19 protein-coding genes are annotated in these 17,957 nt (G+C 73.2%); 8 read left to right on the top strand and 11 right to left on the bottom strand.

Translation table 11 applies throughout. The features are described 5' to 3' along the window. Window position 1: 1 nt before the first annotated feature. The 8 genes from LV75_RS20195 to LV75_RS20160 form a co-directional block, all read right to left on the bottom strand. Window positions 2–772, bottom strand: a complete 771-nt coding sequence (locus LV75_RS20195) for an aminoglycoside phosphotransferase family protein (protein ID WP_253888503.1) — start codon at window positions 770–772, stop codon at window positions 2–4. An 853-nt stretch (window positions 773–1,625) separates the two neighbouring features. After that, entirely contained in the window at window positions 1,626–2,711 is a 1,086-nt protein-coding gene (locus tag LV75_RS20190; protein WP_253888502.1) for a DUF6895 family protein, read from the bottom strand. Next, entirely contained in the window at window positions 2,708–3,472 is a 765-nt protein-coding gene (locus LV75_RS20185) for an ABC transporter permease (RefSeq protein WP_253888501.1), read from the bottom strand. The genes LV75_RS20190 and LV75_RS20185 overlap by 4 nt, the downstream gene beginning before the upstream one ends. Next, window positions 3,469–4,383, bottom strand: coding sequence for an ABC transporter ATP-binding protein (locus LV75_RS20180; protein ID WP_253888500.1), 915 nt, complete (start codon window positions 4,381–4,383; stop codon window positions 3,469–3,471). The genes LV75_RS20185 and LV75_RS20180 overlap by 4 nt, the downstream gene beginning before the upstream one ends. Further along, on the bottom strand, window positions 4,380–5,015 hold the full coding sequence (locus LV75_RS20175; protein WP_253888499.1) for a flavoprotein: 636 nt from the start codon (window positions 5,013–5,015) through the stop codon (window positions 4,380–4,382). Before LV75_RS20175 ends, LV75_RS20180 begins: the two co-directional genes overlap by 4 nt. A 10-nt stretch (window positions 5,016–5,025) precedes the next feature. Next, window positions 5,026–6,339, bottom strand: a complete 1,314-nt coding sequence (locus LV75_RS20170) for a lanthionine synthetase C family protein (protein WP_253888498.1) — start codon at window positions 6,337–6,339, stop codon at window positions 5,026–5,028. After that, the gene (locus LV75_RS20165; RefSeq protein ID WP_253888497.1) at window positions 6,336–9,392 is read right to left on the bottom strand and encodes a lantibiotic dehydratase; all 3,057 of its coding nucleotides are present in this window, start codon (window positions 9,390–9,392) and stop codon (window positions 6,336–6,338) included. Before LV75_RS20165 ends, LV75_RS20170 begins: the two co-directional genes overlap by 4 nt. A 73-nt stretch (window positions 9,393–9,465) precedes the next feature. Beyond that, window positions 9,466–9,639 (bottom strand): gallidermin family lantibiotic, encoded by a 174-nt coding sequence (locus LV75_RS20160; protein ID WP_253888496.1) that lies wholly within the window; start codon window positions 9,637–9,639, stop codon window positions 9,466–9,468. Between the two features lie 251 nt (window positions 9,640–9,890). Here LV75_RS20160 and LV75_RS20155 point away from each other — a divergent pair, with 251 nt between their 5' ends. The 7 genes from LV75_RS20155 (at window position 9,891) to LV75_RS20125 (ending at window position 14,923) form a co-directional block, all read left to right on the top strand. After that, the gene (locus tag LV75_RS20155) at window positions 9,891–10,424 is read left to right on the top strand and encodes an RNA polymerase sigma factor (RefSeq protein WP_253888495.1); all 534 of its coding nucleotides are present in this window, start codon (window positions 9,891–9,893) and stop codon (window positions 10,422–10,424) included. After that, window positions 10,421–11,305 (top strand): hypothetical protein, encoded by an 885-nt coding sequence (locus LV75_RS20150; RefSeq protein WP_253888494.1) that lies wholly within the window; start codon window positions 10,421–10,423, stop codon window positions 11,303–11,305. Before LV75_RS20155 ends, LV75_RS20150 begins: the two co-directional genes overlap by 4 nt. A 32-nt stretch (window positions 11,306–11,337) precedes the next feature. After that, the gene (locus tag LV75_RS20145; protein WP_253888493.1) at window positions 11,338–11,934 is read left to right on the top strand and encodes a hypothetical protein; all 597 of its coding nucleotides are present in this window, start codon (window positions 11,338–11,340) and stop codon (window positions 11,932–11,934) included. After that, window positions 11,931–12,770, top strand: a complete 840-nt coding sequence (locus LV75_RS20140) for a hypothetical protein (RefSeq protein WP_253888492.1) — start codon at window positions 11,931–11,933, stop codon at window positions 12,768–12,770. The genes LV75_RS20145 and LV75_RS20140 overlap by 4 nt, the downstream gene beginning before the upstream one ends. Further along, window positions 12,767–13,642: an ABC transporter ATP-binding protein gene (locus LV75_RS20135; protein WP_253888491.1), complete on the top strand. Its 876-nt coding sequence runs from the start codon at window positions 12,767–12,769 to the stop codon at window positions 13,640–13,642. The genes LV75_RS20140 and LV75_RS20135 overlap by 4 nt, the downstream gene beginning before the upstream one ends. Window positions 13,643–13,649: 7 nt before the next feature. Further along, window positions 13,650–14,075 (top strand): DUF2511 domain-containing protein, encoded by a 426-nt coding sequence (locus LV75_RS20130; RefSeq protein WP_253888490.1) that lies wholly within the window; start codon window positions 13,650–13,652, stop codon window positions 14,073–14,075. Between the two features lie 197 nt (window positions 14,076–14,272). Then, complete coding sequence (locus tag LV75_RS20125; protein ID WP_253888489.1) at window positions 14,273–14,923, top strand: hypothetical protein; 651 nt, start codon at window positions 14,273–14,275, stop codon at window positions 14,921–14,923. Between the two features lie 87 nt (window positions 14,924–15,010). Here the strand turns inward: LV75_RS20125 and LV75_RS20120 are convergent, their stop codons facing one another. Next, window positions 15,011–15,721, bottom strand: a complete 711-nt coding sequence (locus LV75_RS20120; RefSeq protein WP_253888488.1) for an ABC transporter ATP-binding protein — start codon at window positions 15,719–15,721, stop codon at window positions 15,011–15,013. 4 nt (window positions 15,722–15,725) lie between these two features. Then, the gene (locus LV75_RS20115; RefSeq protein ID WP_253888487.1) at window positions 15,726–16,526 is read right to left on the bottom strand and encodes a lantibiotic immunity ABC transporter MutE/EpiE family permease subunit; all 801 of its coding nucleotides are present in this window, start codon (window positions 16,524–16,526) and stop codon (window positions 15,726–15,728) included. Between the two features lie 197 nt (window positions 16,527–16,723). Between LV75_RS20115 and LV75_RS20110 the strand changes: the two genes are divergently transcribed. Beyond that, on the top strand, window positions 16,724–17,155 hold the full coding sequence (locus LV75_RS20110; RefSeq protein ID WP_253888486.1) for a hypothetical protein: 432 nt from the start codon (window positions 16,724–16,726) through the stop codon (window positions 17,153–17,155). A gap of 6 nt (window positions 17,156–17,161) precedes the next feature. On the opposite strand, the gene LV75_RS20105 is transcribed toward LV75_RS20110, so the two are convergent. Continuing rightward, window positions 17,162–17,923 (bottom strand): hypothetical protein, encoded by a 762-nt coding sequence (locus LV75_RS20105; RefSeq protein ID WP_253888485.1) that lies wholly within the window; start codon window positions 17,921–17,923, stop codon window positions 17,162–17,164. Between the last annotated feature and the right edge of the window lie 34 nt (window positions 17,924–17,957).

Here is a 17,957-nt window from a genome sequence, read left to right as displayed (position 1 = left end):
GTCAGTACTCACCGCGCCCGAATGCCAGCAGTTCGGTGACCCGGTCGGGGATCGGTGACCGGGCCGCGCCGAGCGGGGCGAGTGCCCGGCACCAGGCGTCCAACCGGTCGACGTCCAGGCCCGCGGCCCGCGCCAGCTCGTCGCGGCGCCACACCATGGCCGCCCGGTCCCAGCCCTCGAGCACGAAGTCCGCCGCGTCGAAGCACGGATCACCCGCGCAGGCCGTGGGGTTCTTGGCGACCATCCCCCTGGCGTCCGAGGCGAGGACGTTGCCCAGGTGCAGGTCACCGTGCAGCAGGACCGGGTCCACCGGGTCGGCGAGCAGGCCCGTGGTGATCCGCCGCGACCGCGCGACGTCGGCGCCGTTGCGCTCACCGGTGGCGTAGAGCAGTTCCAGCCAATCGCCAAGAGCACGGGGGGCGCTCGCCGGATCGCCCGCCGCGTGCAACTCTCCCAGGAACTGGGCGTACTCGACCGGTGTCGGTGCCTGCGGGAGCAATTCGACCAGCGTTCCCGGCCGAATGGCCTCCAACAGCACCGCGCCCCTGGCCGTCGCGAGCACCCGGGGAACCCGCCCGCTCGGGGCGAACTGGCGCAGCGCGGCGACCTCCTCGGCCAGCGCGTACGGGTCCGGCGCGAGCTTGAGCACGGCGTCGCCCAGCGGTCCGGCGCAGCCGAGCACCACCGAGGTCGCGCCGGAGTCGAACCCCGCGCCGAGGTCGAGTTCCCACTCGCCGACCAACGCCGCGAGTTGATCGGGCAACGCACTCACCCAGCGCTGGTTCACCTTTCCCAAACCGGGTTTGAGTCGCGTTGTCATCATGTCCAGATCCAGCAAGGGAAATCATCCTCCTGTGCGTTGTTCCCTTTTCCCGACCGGCCGACCGGCACGGCGAACCGGATGTCTCGGCGCGCGCCGGACATCCACACCCCGGTGATCCCAGCAGGGGTCGCCGAGGACCGCGGCCGCCGCCCCGTCTGCCCAGGGTCACGGCGCCCACCAGAGGGTTCCGTGCGCACCGGGCCGCTGGACGCGGCACACCGGGGCGCCCGGAACCTAGGTCTCGTTGTTGTCAGACGATGACGGCGCGTTCCCGCGATCGCGGTACCGCCGAATTCGATCCACCCGCGTCACCGCACGCGCGGCAGTCCGGAACAGAGAAAGATATCAACTGACCGAAAAAGCGCGACAATGCCTGATCTTGCCCCCCGAAGATCGGTTAACCCGCTGTTTCCCAGCATGGCCCGAGGCGTGTCGGGCGTCAACGACCGATCCGATGGATCGCCCCATGGGGCAGGTTTGGGTTGCCCACATGGGCAACGCGCGGTCGAACGGCGCGCGGGGGTGGGGGCGAACCGCCTAGCGGTTAAGGCTGTTTGCTCTATTTTGGTCGGACCACCGGTGGTGTTGGCTGGTCGAGAGGGCTCACGCGACCCGGTGGACCACAGTGGCGCCTGGCGGTCCGGTCGCAGATCCCCTTGGGGGTCAACATGATCACTGCGCGCCCGCGCGCGTAGACGGTCGTGTCCCAAGTGGTCAAGCTCCGGTACGGGGTGTGCGGACCACCCCTACCGACCCCGACTGGGGTTGCGGATCCCGACTTGCCGCCTCGGGCGGACGTGCGTCAGTTCCGGTGCACGGCCGCCAAGGCGGCCACGCAGGTGGCGGTGAGGTCGGGATCGGCCGGGATCCCGAAGGAACCGTCCGGTTGGCGCTGCGACCGCAGGTACGTTGTGGCCGCGACGATCGTCGGGTCGTTCTTGTTCGCCGCGGCCGCGGTGAGCAGCAGGCTCGCGGTGCGGGAGAGATCGCGATCGCGCACAGCGAGGACGAGAGCGGTGGACAGCTCGTCGACGGCCCTGCCGGTTGGCGGATGCGCGGGCCATGCGGCCAGGGCGAGCGCGGTGACGAGGGTGGTGTGGTAGCCGGTGCCGAACCGGTATGCCTGGGTCTTGCGGCCGGTGAGCTTGGCGAGGATCGAGGGGTTGTGCAGCGGACCCGCGACATATCCATCCGGGTCGACGGCGCGCGTCAACCTGTGGTGCGCGGGGGCGAGCCCGGCCGGGCCGCCCGCCAGCAACGCCGTGTGGAACAGCTCCGCGCCGAGGTCGTGGTCGCCGGTGGCGAGATGGGCAGCCGCGAGCAACCGCGCGGTGCGGTCGAGTTCGGCATCTGGCGGCAACGGGACGCGGCCGAACCCGGTCACGTAGAACACCGCGTGGGTCAGGGCGTAGCACTCGGGGCCGACCATCCGCAACGGGTCGAGGTGTTGGCCCTCCCGCCAGCGCCGGTACAGGTGCCCGAGCGGCGGCAGGTGCGGGCTGCGTAACCCGGCCAGGTCGTTGGCGTAGCGCGCTTCCAGGGCCGCGACCCCGTCCAGCGGTGGTCGGATACCCGCGTGCAGCAGTGCCTGGGCCGAGCCGAGCAACGGGGACGGCGCACCGAGGCGGCCCATCAGCGCCAGCAGCCACACGTGGTAGGTGAACAGAGCGTCACCGCGGTACAAACCCGCCCGGAACCGGTCGGTCGCGGTGATCCGGTCGGCGAGTTCCAGGGCGCGACCGGTCAACGGTCCACAGTCGACGGTGTCGCACAGCAGGAGCAGCTCCAACAGCGGGCCGCCGGGGAACGGCCGGGCGGGCAGGAACTCGTCCCACACGGCCGGGTCGAACCAGGCCAGGTTGTCGGTCAGCCAATCGATCTGCTTCACCGGCCCACCTTCCAGCGCAGCACGGTGGCCAGCACCGCGGTGAGCCCGGCGAGCACCACGAGGTCCAACCACAGCGGGAACGCGCCGTGCCCGGGGATCAGCAGGTGCCGGATCGCGTCCGTCGCGTAGGTCATCGGGTTGATACGCATGACCGCGGACAGCCACCCCGGCCCGGCGTCCGGGCGGAACACCGAACCGGAGAGGAACAACAGCGGGTACATCGCCATCTGCACCACCGACTGCAGCGTCTGCACCTGGGGGACGAGCGTCGCCAGGAGCACACCCGCCAAGCCGAACACCACGCAGACGACCGCGAACGCCAGCACCCCGCCGAGGTAACCGACGAGGCTCAGCGGCAACCCGAGCAACGGGGCGAAGGCCAGCATCACCGCGGCCTGCCCACCGGCCAGGACCGCCGTCGCCACGACCTTGCCCAACGGCAGGCACAGCCGGGGAACCGGCGCCACGAGCATCTCCCGCAGCATCCCGTACTCGCGGTCGAAGGCGTAGGTCAGCCCGGAACTCACCCCGAGGGTCACCACCTGGATGGCGACGATGCCGGGGTAGACGTACGCGCTGAACGGCAGCCCGTCGACCGAGCCGATCATCCCGTCGAACCCGATCGCGTAGACCAGCAGGAAGAACAGCACCTGCACGCCCTGCGCGACGAGCACTCCGGGGTGGCGGGCCTGCCGGTGCAGGTCGCGGGCGGCGACCACGCCCAGTGCCCGGCCCACGTCGGCGATGGCGGTGCCGCTCACGTCGAACTCCCCTCGGTGGTGGCGAAGTAGACGTCGTCGAGCGAGGGCGCCACGACGGCCACCTCGCGAACCGCGACAGACACCGCGCGCACGACCTCGGCGACGTGGCTCTCCGGTCGGGCGCAGCGCACCGACACGCCCTCGACCGACACCCGCGCGTCGAACCCGGCCGAGGACAGCTGTCGCGCCGCGCTCGCATCGTCTTCAGTGGATAGTCGAAGGGCCGAGGCAGCTAACCCGCTCTTGAGCTCTGCAGGCGATCCTCGGCGCACGACGACTCCATTGTGGATGATCGCGATGTGGTCGGCCAGCTCCGCCTCGCCGAGGTAGTGCGTCGCGTAGAGGACGCTGACCCGGTGCTCGTCGCGCAGGCGCCGCAGGTCGGCCCAGACGTCGCGGCGCGCGTCGGGGTCCAGGCCGGTGGTCGGCTCGTCCAGCACGACCAGGCCCGGCCGGTGCACCAGCGCCCTGGCGATCTCCAGGCGCCTGGCGAGCCCGCCGGACAACTGCGCGACGGTGTCCTCGCGCCGGTCGGCGAGCCCGAACCGCTCGAGCACCTCGTCGATCCTGGCCCGCGCGCGCGGTCTGCTCAGGCCGAACAGCCGGGCGTGGAACCACAGGTTGCGCCACACCGACAGGTCGGGGTCGAGGGTGCGCTCCTGGAACACCACCCCGATCCGGGCGCGCGCGGCGACCGGGTCGCGGGCGACGTCGTGGCCGAACACCTCGATCCGCCCCTCGTCGGGCGGCACGGCGGTGGACACCGCGCGCAGCAGCGTCGACTTGCCCGCCCCGTTCGGGCCCAGCAGGGCGACGATCGTGCCGGGCGCGGCGCTCAGCGACACCCCGTCAACCGCGGTGCGCCGCCCGTAGCGGACCACGATGTCACGCACGTCAAACGCGGCGTTCACGCGCTGATCCGCTCAAGCACAACCGCGGGCGGCGGCACCGCTATGCCCGCCACCACGGCGCGGCTGGCGACCTCGTAGACCGCGCCCGGAACCGGGTCGATGACCTGGTGGCCATCGGCGCGCAGGGTAGCGACGTTGCGCCGCACGGCGGGCCGCCGCCACATCGCCGCGTTCATCGCGGGGGCGAGGGTGACCGGGCCGTCCACCGCGAGCAGGGTGGTCGCCAGCAGGCTGGGGGCCAACCCGTTGGCCAGGCAGCCGAGCAGGTGCGCGGTGGCCGGGAGCACCAGCGTGTGCTCAGCCCACCGAGCCAGCGCAACATGGCCGAGCGACGAGTCGCCGTCGGTGCAAACCCGGTCGCACAACGCCGCCAACCCAGTCACCGGCAAGAACTGCAGGGCGGAGGTGGTGACCACAGCGATGATCTCGCTGACGCCCGCGGCCCGGAACGCATACAGGTAACCGGGCAACCCAAGCGCAGCAACCGACCCGCTGACGCCCAGCAGGAGCTTGCGGGGCGGGGTGAGCGGACTTGGATGGGTGGGCGGGTTTGCGTGCGCGGGCTGGGCGGGTGGGCTGGAGTGGGTGGGTGGCGGGTTGGGGTGGGTGGGCTGGGCGGGTGGGGTGGGCATGGTGTTCTCCTCAGGCCAGCATCAGGGCGGTGTCCCAGGCCCCGGCTGAGGGCAGCAGGGCACAGGCGACCCCGGCGGCGCCTTCGAGCATTCCGGCGACGTTGAGGCGGCGGTAGCCGGTGCCGGCGTGTCTGCCCAGGGGTGAGTCCGGCACGAGGTGGGGGAACACGAACGGTGCGTCGGGGGTGGCGTAGCTGAGGGTGCGGTCGACCAGACCGGGGATGGCGGCGAGTAGTGCGGGGTCGCCGGAGGTTGTGCCGACTCGGCGCACGATTTGGAGTAGGCCCGCGTAGCCGTGGCATACCGTTGGGCCGTCGAGGTTCCACTCGTTCTCTGGACGGTCCACAGTGGTCCGTAGGCCCTCGACGGCGGCGGCGCACCACTGCGATTCGCCGAGGGCGAGGCCCGTTTGGTGCACTGCGGAGACAACACCAGGGGCGCCGTAGCACCAGGCTGCGCGGGTGAAGACCGGCTCAGGTCCCGGGTGTGTCTCCTCGTCCCAGGAGAGCCTGCACGGCCAGTAGACGCCAGCCGTGTCGTGCTTGCGTCGGTCGAGCAGCCAGGTGGCGATCCGGCGCATGGCGTCGCGCTGGCGTGGTACCTCGTGGCCGCGGTCGAGCGCGGCGGCGAACAGTGCCAGGGGGCCCGCGATGCCGTGTGCCAGGCCGAGGTTGAAGTCCCCGCGCGGGTACTGCTCCGCGTCCCGCGCGACCGGCTGCAGCTCGGCGGGCACCCACCACCCGGGCACGCGCACACCGTCCACAGTGATCGGTTCGCACAGGGTTACCAGGTACCGCAAGGTATCCTCGACGACCCCATGCACCGAAGGACCGGCGTCGAGCAACAACCGGGCAGTACCGGAAAGCCCGTTGACGACGTCATAGTGCGCCCAGGACACGCCCAGGTCCCGGCGCGCCGCGCACGCCTCCAGTCGGGTCCGCTGGTCGTCGGCCACCCACGCGATCAGCTTGCGGCGCAAAGTCGCGTAGTGCGGTTGCAGTCGGAGGACAGCGGCCAGCAACGCGGCGGGTCCGGCGTAGAGCCCGTTGGCGGCCTGCGACGACATCAGCTCGGCGGCCCGGCTGACCTGCCGGTGCGCGACCGCGGACCAGCGGTCGTCGGTGGCGGCCAGTTCGGCGTACAGCAACGCGATGCCGGGCAGGCCGTTGGCCAGGGTCAGCGGCCCCCACTGGGACGCGCCGTAGATCGGCTCCACGTTGTCCGGGCGGTCGGCGATCGCGGCGACCGCGTCCGGGTCGGCCAGCCGGTGCGCCACCAGCGCCACCGCCTCCGCTGTGGACAGTCGTTGCGCTGCGCCGGTCATGCTCGGTGCCTCCGCCTGTTCCCGTTGTCCTGCACCGCTCCCCTGGCGATGCCCAGCACGGCCCGCTCGCGCTCGGACGAGCCGCCGAGGAGCCGGTTGCACGTCATGTGCAGCAGGCTGCCGACCACGCGCGCCAACGGTGCGGCGCTGCGCCCCTCGGCGATCAGATCGGCGACCAGCCGTGCGTAGTCGCGCACCGCCGCGTCCCGAGCCGCGAGCGCGGCGAGCACGGGCGCGCCATCGGCGCCCAGCCCCGGCCACCCGGCCGCCGGGTCGATCCACCCCTGCCAACGGGCCGGGTCGGCGCGGTAGGCCTGCGGCAGGTCGCGCCGGGTGCCGGTGATCGTCAGCCAGGACTCGGCCGCCTCCCCGGTGGGGGTGATCCACGGCGTCCCCGGCGGCGGGTGCCCGAAGGCGTGCGCCAACGACGCGACCGAGATCGCCCCCAAGGCGTCCAACGAGAACGGGGAGCTCTTGGCCAACCGCAGCAACGCGATGGCCGCGGCGCTGTCCTCGCAGAAGACGCGTTCCGCCGCCTCAAGCGCGTCGATACCCCCGTAGCGCTCCAGTTCCGGCTCATACGGCTGCACCCGGTGCGCGCCCACGAGCCCGTCTTCCTGCCACCGCGCCAGCAGAGCGCTCGCCGCGGGCAGCAGACGCGACCACAGCAGGGCGGGGTCGCCGTGGAACCGCAGCCGCAGGTGGTGGCCGTCGGCGTCGGTGTAGCGGATGAAGAACCACCGGTCGGCGCCCGTGTCGGCGGCGAGTCGCACGAGCGCGGGCACCTCGTCGCGCAGCAGGTCGTCCTGCCCCTGCCGGGAACCGTGGACCAGCAGGTACAGCCAGTCCCCCGCCAGCGGTGAGCGCGCGGGGCGGTCGACGACGTGCGCGACGTGCGGCGGCCGTGCCCGGTGCGGTCGCGGGACCAGGGCGACGACGAGCTCGCGGGTGTGGCCGTCGCCGACGGTCTCGTCGCCACCGGCGACCTCCTGGGCGATGAGGTCGGGGTCGCGGCGCAGTTCGTCGCGCAGCAACCGCCGGTGCCACCGGTTGTCCAGGTGGACCAGCAGCCGCTGGTCGGTGCTGACGAGCAGCACCCGGTCGGGCACGGCCCACTGCTCGCGCCACCGCGCCAGGCCCGCGTCGAAGTCGGCTTCGTCGTCGTGGCCGCGCAGCTCGTCCAGCCGCCAGGTGGCGGGCGCGAGGATGGACCGGCCGTAGCGGACCCGGGGCAGGAAGGGCGCGTTCGCCATCGGCCCCCAGTTCCACGGCTCCCACAGCCGCTGCCCCTCCATCCCGAGCTCGAACAGCAGGCGGATGGCGTTGGGCGCCTGGACGGCGGGGCTGACCATGTTCGGCAGCACGGGGACGAGCTCGCGGCCGGTCGGCACGTGCACCGCGTAGAGGCGCTCCAGCGTCGCGCCGACGGCGACCTCGGCCAGCGGGATCTCCTCCACGCCAGGGGCGTCCGGCAGCCCGACCGCGATGCGCCGCCCGGTCGTCGGCGGCGTGTGCGCGAGGTTGGCCGCGCGACCGGACCGCGGCGTGAAGGCCAAGTCCGCGAGAACCGCCCCCTCGACGTGCACCGGGTGCGGCTCGTGCGGCCAGTGCGGGAGCAGGTCGTGGAACCGGGCCGTGGTCGCCCCGGCGTGGTGGGACCCGGGACTGGGCGAGAGCACGACCCGGAAGTCGCCATCGGCCCGCTCGACCACGTGCACGTAGAGCTCGCACGAGTTGGGCAGATCCGCGGGATCGGCGTCGTCGTGGGCGAGTTCGGCGAGCACCTCGTCGGTCAGCACGGCCTCGCGCGACCCGGTGCGCGACGCGTCCAGCACCAACCGGCTGACCGCCCGATCGCGCCGGGTGCTCGACGGCTCGGCCGCGGTCTCGGCCACCGCCTCGCTCGGGGGCCACTCGTAGCCGGGCGGGGCGCCGAGGGACCGGGTGGTGTCCAGCAGTTCCAGGACCGGGACCAGCCGGTCGGCGCCGTAGCGCTCCAGGAAACGGCCGTGGAACCCGCGCAGCGGCCGCATGCCCAACCGGGGTGGCGAGAGCCGCCACAGCACGGTCGCGGCCCGCTCGACCTCCTCGCGCACCGCCTCCGCCGCGGTGACCCGCAGGTCCACCCGGGTGTCGACGTGCAGCGGCGTGTCGAACGGCTCGACCTCCCGCGCCGCGTCGACCAGCTCGACCAGCGCCGCGGTTCCCTCACCGGGGGCGAGGGCGTCGTACTTCTCCCGCAACCGGTCCAGCTCGGTCAGCCGGGTGCGCAGGTCGCCCTCGGGCAGCCGGGACAGGACGTGGCGCAGCGGGTCGCCGCCGTCGAGCGGCGGGCGCAGGTCGGTGATCAGCAACTCCTGCTCGACCAGCGAGCGCACCAGCTTCGCCGCCGGGGCGGCCGCGCCACCGGCGAACCGCTCGGCGAGGACCGCCACCAGGTCGGTGACCGCGATCGGGGTGGCGGCCAGCGCCAGCGCGGCGGCCACGACCGGGGAGCGGCGCGCGGACACGAACGAGCGGGTCGTCTGCCCGGGCACCGCGCCCAGCCCGGACGGGGTCTCCAGCACCACCCGGTCGCCGCGGTGGACCAGGGCCTGGTGGGCGCGCACGCGCAGCCCGGCCAGCACCCCGGGGTCGGCCTCGGCGCGGTGCACGACCCGGGCCAGCCAGCTCATGTCGACGTGCGTGCGGTGCCGGTGCGCCGAGCCGCGCAGCACCTGCGGCGCGCCGAAGCCGCCCGCGCTCACCCCGGCGAACAGGCCGAACGGGGTCGGGCGGGTCCGGGTCCGGATGTCGTAGCGCAGCACCGAGAGCGCGGCCCGGCGCACCTGCTTGGCCTTGAGCCCGGCCGCCCCGCCCGCGGCGACCCTGGCGAGCACCGCGCCCAGGGTCGGGCTGGCCAGGGTGATCGCCTCGGTCAGCACCGGGTCGGCCACGGCGGCGCGCAGCACGCCGAGGTGGTCGTCCTGGTCGGCGACACCGGGTCCGCCCGCCTCGGGCACCAGCGGGGCGCGGACCAGGAACACCGGCCAGGCTCGCAACAGCGGGTCCATCGGTCAGCCCCCAGGGGTCGAGTCGGGTGGCGCCGGGCCGGGGGCGTCCCCCCGACCCGGCGCGACGCACCGTTTAGCAGCAGAAGCTGCAGTTGCTGCCGCCGCCAGCGCTGGTGCACCCGGGGGTGCACAGCGAGATGCTGGTGATGGCGGGCGTCAGCGACATCTGCTCGACGCTGACCTCCAGGTCCAGGTCGAACAGGTCCAGCTCGGCCCCGGCAGGGGCGGTCATCTCGATCGTTGGCATGGCGTCTCCTTCGTCGGTCCCCAGCGCGCTGCCTGCGCCCCGGTTCCGTCACTCCCCGCGCGGCGGTGGCCTCGACTGGCCACCGACATCCACAGAACCCCTGCTCGGGCGGCGCTTCAAGGCGGTAGGGGACAACTGGCAGTCACGTCAGCCGGGGCGGCAGCCACCCGGCGGTGGGACCGGCGCCACAGCCGTGAACCGCGCGGGCGGCACCTGCTACACAGGTGTGTGTGGGGTCGGACGAGCAGCTCATGACCGCCGTGGCGGGTGGCGACCAGGACGCCCTGCGCGGCCTGTACGACCGGCACAGCGGCGGGATCTTCCGGCTGCTGCGCCGGTTGACGGCCAACGCCGGGGTCGCCGAGGAGATCCTGCAGGAGACCTGGTTGGCAGTCTGGCAGTCAGCGGGCAGCTTCCGCGGCGAAGCCTCGGCCCGCGCGTGGCTCTACGGCGTGGCCCGCCGCCAGGCGCACAACCGGCTGCGCAAGGCCACCCCGGTGGAGACCGACCTCGACGAGGCGGCCGAGCTCGCCGACCAGGCGCCCGGTGTCGAGGACCGGGTGCTGGCCGGGGTCGAACGCGAGGCGCTCGCCACCGCGGTGGCGGAGCTGCCCGAACACCTGCGGGAGGTGCTGGTGCTGGTGCTCGTGGAGGACCTGTCCTACCCGGAGGTGTCGGCCGCGCTCGACATCCCGGTCGGCACCGTCAAGAGCAGGATGTCGCACGCCCGACGACGGCTGGCCGGTCGGCTCAGCCCGTCCCAGGCTCCCAGGAGCACGCCATGACCCACCTCGCCGACGACGACCTGCGCGGCCAGGACCGCCCCCAGCACGTCGCCACCTGCGCCGAGTGCCGCCTGCGGTGGGAGTCCTGGCAGCGGCTCACCGCGGCCACCCGGCTGGCGGCCGACGCGCTGGCACCCCCGCTGGCGCCGCCCCCGTTCGACTCGCTGCTGCTGCCCGCCATCGCCGCACCCGCCCCCCGTGCAACCGAGGCCCGTCCGGCCGAAACCCCGCGGCGGGTCCGGGCTTGGCGCACCGGTGCCCTGCTGGTCCGGTGGCAGGCGCGGCTGATGCCCCGCCTGCTGCTGCCCGCGAGCGTGCTGGGGCTCGCGGCGGCCACGGCGATCGCGCTGCTCACCCCGGACCCGCGGATGGCGACGCACGGCTTCGCCGCCGTCGTGGTGCTGACCGTGCTGCTCGGGTCGCTCGCGACCTGCACCCGGCGCGCCGACCCGCGCACCGACCTGCTGCACGCGCTGCCGATCTCGCCGGTCACCGTCTTCGCTGCCCGGCTCGTCCTCGTGCTCGCGGTGGACGTGCTGCTCGCGCTGGGCTGCTCGGTCGCGGTGCACGCGGCAGGGGTGGGCACGGGCGTGCCGGACCTGGTCGCGGGGTGGCTGGGCCAGTCCCTGCTCGCCTCGGCCACCGCGGTCGTCTGCGCGGTCCGCTACTCCCCCGGTGTCGGCGCCGCGGCCGCCGTCGCGCTCTGGTGCCTCGGGTCGGTGACCTCGCTGTCGCGCGGCGGCATCGCCGAACGCCTCGGCCGGGTCTTCGCGCACGTGTGGGGCACCACGCCGTGGACGGTGGTCGTCGCGCTCGCCCTGTTCGCCCTGGCCACCCACCAGGTCCGGCAGTTGCCCGCGCGGCGGTGGGAACCGGCGTGAACCGCGGCGCGCCCGGCGGCTACACCCCAGGTGTGAACGACGTGCGGGTGTGGCGGTACGAGGCGCGCCGCGCGGGCAGGCACCTGCTCGCCGCGCCGCCACTGCTGGCGATCGCGCTGCTGGTCACCGGGCTGGCGGCGCCGGGAGCGGGGTTCACCGGCGACTGGCTCGCCCGGGTGCTCGCGCCCTTGGTCGCTGGTCTGGCGACGGCCGCGGTCGTCGCCGGTGAACCCGCGGTTGAACTGCACACCACGCTGCCGACACCGTTGCCGACCACCTTCGCCCGCCGCGTCGCGTTGCTGGGCGGGAGCACGCTGCTGAGCGCGGTCGCCCTGGCGCTGGCATTGCTGCCCGCCCCGGCGGGCTACGCGCGGCTGGCGGCGGTGTGCGGTCTGGCGGTGCTGCTGATGGGGGTGGGCGCGTGGGCGGCGGTGGCGCTGCGCTCGACCGCGGGAGCGTCCACGGTTGTCTTGGCGGCGTGGTTCGCCGACCTGTTCGTGCTCGAGCGGGTCCTGCCGGCGCTCGGGGTCCGGGTGGCCGTGGACCTGGTGCTCGCCGTCGTGCTCGCCGCGCGGGCGGCACACCTGTTGGGCTATGGACGCGAGTTCAGCGAGGGGGCACGGAGATGAGCGGCACCTGGTCGGCGCTGCGGGGTTCGGCGTGGTACGAGGCGCGGATGGCCGCGCGGGGGCGGGTGCTGTGGCTGTCGCTGGCGCCGCTCACCGCGCTCGCCGTGCTGCTGGCGCTGTCCTCCCCCGCGGTGATGGGGGTCGCCGACCCGGCGGGCCGGGTCGGCACGGCGGTGCTGGTGGTCACGACGTTCGCCGTCGTCGGGGTGGGGGTCGCGCTCGCCGGGCGGCTGACGCAGCACACCCGCCCCGGGCTGGCCGACCTGCTCGACACCACGCCCGCCCGCCGCACGACCCGCATGTCGGGGGTACTCGCCGGTGCGCTCGGCGTGGCGCTGGCCCCGGTGTTCCTGGTCGTGCTGCTGCTCGGCGCGGTGGTCGCGGTCCAGGCGGGGCAGGTGTCGCCGCTGGTGGTGGCCGTGGTCGGGGCGCTCACCGTCGTGCTGCCCGCGGCGGTCGCGATCACCGCGTTCGCCTGCCTGCTCGGGCTGCTGCTGCCGGTCGCGCTGGCGCGGGTGCTGGTGGTGGCGGCCTGGTTCTGGGCGACGCAGCTGAGCCCGGCCGTGGTGCCGATCCCGACACCGACCGGGACCGTGCTCTCCCCGCTGGGCGGCTACCAGGCGGTGGCCTGGCTCGGCGCCCGCGGGATCTGGGCCGACCGCGACCAGAGCGGCCCGCTCAGCCCGGCCGCGAGCTCCGGGACAGCCGTGCTCAACCTGGTGCTGGTGCTCGCCTGCGCCGTGCTGTTCTTCCTCGCCGCCCGGGTGGTCGTCGCCTGGCGCGCGGGTGGCCGGGCGACGGGCGACGGCGTGCGAACCAAGGAGGGAGTCCAGTGAGGATCGTCATCGAGGGCCTCGGCAAGACCTACCGGGGCGGGCAGGCCGCGCTCGACGGGGTCGAGTTGCGCATCGAGCCCGGCATGACCGGGCTCCTCGGACCGAACGGGGCGGGCAAGACCACCCTGATGCGGATCCTCACCGGCATCCTGCGCCCCACCGCCGGGCGGGTGCTCGTCGGCGACCACGACCTCGCCACCTCGAGCGGGCGGACCGCGCTCAAGCGGGTCCTCGGGTACCTACCGCAGGAGCTGTCGCTCTACCCGGACCTCACCGCCCGCGAAACCCTGGACTACATCGCGCTGCTCAAGGGGATCGACGACAAGCGCGCCCGCGAGCACCAAGTGGCCGACCTGCTCGAGCAGGTCGGCCTCACCGAGCACCGGTCCCGCCGGGTGGGCATGCTCTCCGGCGGGATGCGCCGCCGCCTGGGCATCGCGCAGGCGCTGCTGGGCGACCCCCGGCTGATCGTCGTGGACGAACCCACCGCGGGGCTGGACCCGCACGAGCGCATGCGCTTCCGCGCGCTGCTCGCCCAACTCGGCGGCGACCGGGTGACGATCCTGTCCACGCACATCCTCGACGACGTCGCCCAGACCTGTCCGCAGGTGTGCGTGCTCAGCGGCGGAACGCTGCGCTACCACGGGAGCACCGCCGGCCTGACCGACGCCGCCGCGGGCCGCACCTACCTGCTGCGCTCGAGCACGCCGCCGACCGAGGGCACCGTGGTCAACGCGGTGACCGACGCCGCGGGCACCGAGTACCGCGTGGTCGGCGACCCGCCGCCCGGCGCCGCGGTGATCACCCCGACCCTGGAGGACGGCTACGTGGCCCTCCTGCAGTCCAGCGAATCGACGAAAGCGACGAGGTGACCCGACGATGACGTTGTCCCGCACCGGTTCCACGGTGTCCAAGTCGGCGGTGCCCAAGGCCGCCGTGCCCAAGGTCGCGGTGGCCGCCGCGGTGGCGCTGCTCGCGCTTGGCGGGTGCGCCGCGGGCCGCAGCGATCCCCAGACGACCTCCACCGTGCCGCTGCCCGCCCCGGAGGGGAGCACGCAAAGGGTGTCCGAGGCCAATTTCGGCTACCTGTGGCCGCTGACCGTGAACGAGGGCACTGTGGAATGCCGCAACGAGACGGAGGTCGTCTTTATCACACCGGACGGAACGACCTACGCGCTCAACGAGAAGGCGGAATCCGCAGGCGCGCAGAAAATCGATCCGCTGCGCGCCGAGGGCAGCCAGGGCCAGGAGATCAGCCTCGGCGCGTTGCTGAGCACCGGGATCAAACTGTGCACCAAGCCGTGATCTGACATCGATCCGTCCACAATGTCCACTGCGGGCACAGTTCGGGCACAACCCGGGGTAAGGCGTCAAGGAAATATCAAAGCCATCAGTTGGTAATGTTCCTGGTCCCCATTCTGCCGCTCACCAACCCTACTCCTAGGAGTAGTCTTGTAGGGCACGGGCAAAGCAGAAGCAGAACGCTTGGGAATGGGGGCCCTGTGGCGGATTCAGCATGGCGCGGTCTGGTCCTGGCCGCGCACCACAGATTGCGCGCCGAACTCGCGGACGCCGTGACCGACTGGGCCGCGGCGGGTGTCGTCGTGCGGTTCGACGAGCCGGAGGCGCTGTTCACCGACCTCGTCGACATCCCGGCGCTGCTGGTGCCCGCGGCGAGCGAACCGGACCGCGAACTGGTGCGCTCGCTGCGCCGCAGCCGGTGCCTGGTACCGATCCTGGCCGTGGTCAACGACATCAGCGGGCACCAAACGTTCCTGGCCATCTCCGCGGGGGCCAGCGGTGTGCTCAACGTCCGGCTGCCGACCGACAAGCAGCTCGACGCGGTGCTCACCACCTGCTCGGCCGCCGTTCCCGCGGCGCGCGCCCCGGTGGGCCCGGCGCTGACCTACGACGGCGACACGCCGGTGGCCCGCCAGGACGACGGCAGGTTGGTGCGCATGCTGTGCGGCACCACGAGCATCTCCGCCATCGCGCAGCAGTTCTACTGCTCCGAACGCTCGATGTACCGCCGGATCCGGCGTCTCTACCAGGACATGGGCGTCGCGGGCCGGACGGAACTGCGGTACCGGATGAACGCGGCGAGCCACAAGGCGCGGGTGGTGCCCACCCGGCGGTCGATCGGTCCAGGCTGAGCGGGCGGCCTCGGTGCGGCTGGGGGGATGCCCGCACCGAGGCCGGGCTGGGCGCCTGCGCGTGCGCCCTGGTCCGGTCGAGCCCGCTCAGCGCACGCCGCCGCCGACGCTGTCGATGATGCGGAAGAACCCGGCCTCCAGGTCACCGTCCACAGCGAGACCGTCGACCGGGCCCTCGTAGTGCGTCCGGCCCGCCACGAGGACCCCCACCCGGTCGCAGACCTGGGCGATCTCGCCGAGTTGGTGGCTGGACACCATGATCGTGGTCCCCGCGCCCGCGAGGGTCCGGATGAGCGCGCGCATCTCGCGGATGCCCACCGGGTCGAGCCCGTTGGTCGGTTCGTCCAGGACGATGAACCGGGGGCGGACCAGCAGGGCGATCGCGATGCCCAGCCGCCACCGCATCCCCAGGGAGTACTTCGAGACGGCGCGGTGGCGCACCTCGCCCAGCCGCACCTGCTCGAGCACCCCGTCGATCCACCGGTGGTCCACGCCGCGCAGGCGGGCGTGCGCCCGCAGGTGCGCGTCGGCGTCGAGGTGCGGCCACAGCCCCGGCACCTCGACCAGGGCGCCAACCTGGGCCAGCGCGGACCGGTGGTAGGGCTCGCCGAAGAGCCGGATGTGGCCGCTGGTCGGTCGTTGCAGGCCGAGCACCACCTTCATCAGCGTGGTCTTGCCCGCCCCGTTGGGCCCCAGCAGCCCGTACACCTCGCCCTGGCCGACGGTGAGGTCGATGCCGTCGAGGGCGCGGTGGTCGCCGTAGTGCTTGTGCAGGGCGGAGACTTCCAGCGTCGTCATGGGATCAGATCTCCTTGCGGTTCATGTGCGCGCCGCCGAGCAGCAGCAGGAGCGCGGTGAGGACGGCGGAGAGGCCCAGGGCCACCGGGATCGCGCCGTGGTCGGCCAGGGGGCTGCCCGCGGGCAGCGCGATGCCGTTGGGGCCGATGCCCGCGATCGGCAGGATCACCCGCATCGGCCAGGCGACCGGGATCAGGTACCAGAACACCTTGTCCGCGGTCAGCGCGCCGCACAGCAACCCGGCGACGCCGACGGTGATGCCCGGTCCGAAACCCCACCGCACGGCCACGAGCAGGGCCAGCGCGGTGCTGGCCAGACCCGCCACCCACGGCAGGTACGCCGCGGCGAGCACGACGCCGATCGAGGCCGCCAGCGTGCCGTTGAGCAGGGCGCCCGCGGCGAGGACGGCGGCCAACACGGTGCTGGAAACCAGGCCCAGCACCGCCAACGCGCCGAACTTGCCCGCGAAGTACCGCCAGCGCGGGACGGCGTAGGACAACAACATGCGCCAGGCGTCCTGGTCGGCGCGCACCGAGAGGGTCGCGGCCAGTCCCGCGGTCATCGGCACCAGGACGCCCCAGAACTCGAGGGTCACGTTGCTGAAGGTCTGCCAGGTCTGCCCGGAGGCGCCTTCCGGCGAGAACAGCGAGCCGAGGTAGAGCGGGATGGCGATGACGATCGGGGCGAGCACCGTGTACCAGGCGAGGAAACCGTGCCGCAGTCTGCTCAACTCCACCTGCACCACGGTGCGCAGCGGGGGGTGGTCGCGGGTGCCCACGGTGGGTACTTCCGTGGTCGGTGTCATGGTCGCTCCTGCCGAAGTCTGTGCGGTCACCGGGTGTGTAGCCGGATCGGCCGGAGAGGTTCACGGCCGCAAGGGATCCGACCCGGCAGGACTGCCAGGTTCACCAGGACCTCTGCCAGATCGCCTGGCCAGCGGCCCACGGGCGGCGCGGCGGCCGTCTACTGGACCGGTAACCACACGACGAGGAGGAACTCCCTGTGAGGAAAGCGAGTGTGCTGGTGGCCGCGGCGGTGGCGGCTGTGGGGGTGTTGGTCCCGGTGACCGCGGCGAGCGCCACGACCACCGCGGCGCCGAACTGCTCGGTCAGCGTCGACTACCCACACGGGTCGCACACCGTGCCCGGCGCGACGAACGTGCACGGCGTGCTCAAGTGCGACCAGCAGGTCACCGGCATGACCATCCGGGTGAAGCTGTGGCTGCGCACCGGGTACCAGCAGTACCAGTTGGTCGGTGACAGCGGCGACGTGTCGAACTCGGGCAAGAACCAGATCAAGTCCAACGCCGCCTGGGGCGAGTGCCACAACGGATGGGTCATGCACGGGGAGGCTTACGGCAGCGCGACGCAGGTGCCGTGGCTGCCGGTGAACGTGCACACCAACGGCCCGGACGTGAACGTGGTCGGCTGCTGAGGTCGATCAGGCCAGTGGCGCTCGCGATGACGCGGGCGCCATTGGCGCGCGTTCGGCGCGGGGTGCGCGCAGCCACGCGGTCGACTCGCAGTTCCAGCCGCGCAGGGCGGTCGTGCCCCGGCTGGTCTCGACGGGGACCGATTGGGTGTGCACGAGCCCGGCGGCGGACAGGTGCACCGCGTCGAACTCGGTGGCGGCGGCGACCCAGTCCACCCTGGGGACCGCGCTGCCTGCCAACGGGTGGCGTTCGAGCAGCTCCAGGTAGTCCGAAGTGGACTCGATGCGGTGGATCCGCGCCGAGGCGGTGTCGACCGTCCACCACCGCTCCTGCCGGGTGGCGTCGTCACCCGCCGCCCGGCTCTCGGGGGTGCCCAGCACGGTCTCCGCGCGGGACCACGCGCTGGTCCCGTCCGGCAGCCGCGACGAGGTCCACCACGCTCCCCTGGGCTTGTCGTCGATGACCGCGGTGCTGTCCAGCGGGGGCCTGGTCAGCGCGATGTCGATCGGCTCGGCCACCGCGCTGAAGCGCGCCTGCTCCCGCCCCGGTGTGACCTCGGCGAACCAGCCCGCGCGCAACCGCTCGCCCACCGCGGCGGCCAGCGGGGCCAACCGCTCGTCGACCGGGATCGGGTCACCGACCCACTCGGCCGCGGCGACGACGGCCTCGAAAAGCTCCACATCGGACAGATCGGCCAGCTCGCCGCCGGAGTCGGCGATGGCGCGGCACACACCGCGCAGGATCGGGAACTCGCGCAGTGCTACGGTCATGCCCCCGACGCTACCGCACCGGCGCGACCCGTGG

Origin of the sequence: Actinokineospora diospyrosa (genome assembly GCF_024171925.1) — a bacterium.
Lineage (GTDB): Bacteria > Actinomycetota > Actinomycetes > Mycobacteriales > Pseudonocardiaceae > Actinokineospora > Actinokineospora diospyrosa.
The sequence above is the reverse complement of the archived record's forward strand: the minus strand, read 5'-3'. Positions and strand labels throughout refer to the sequence as shown.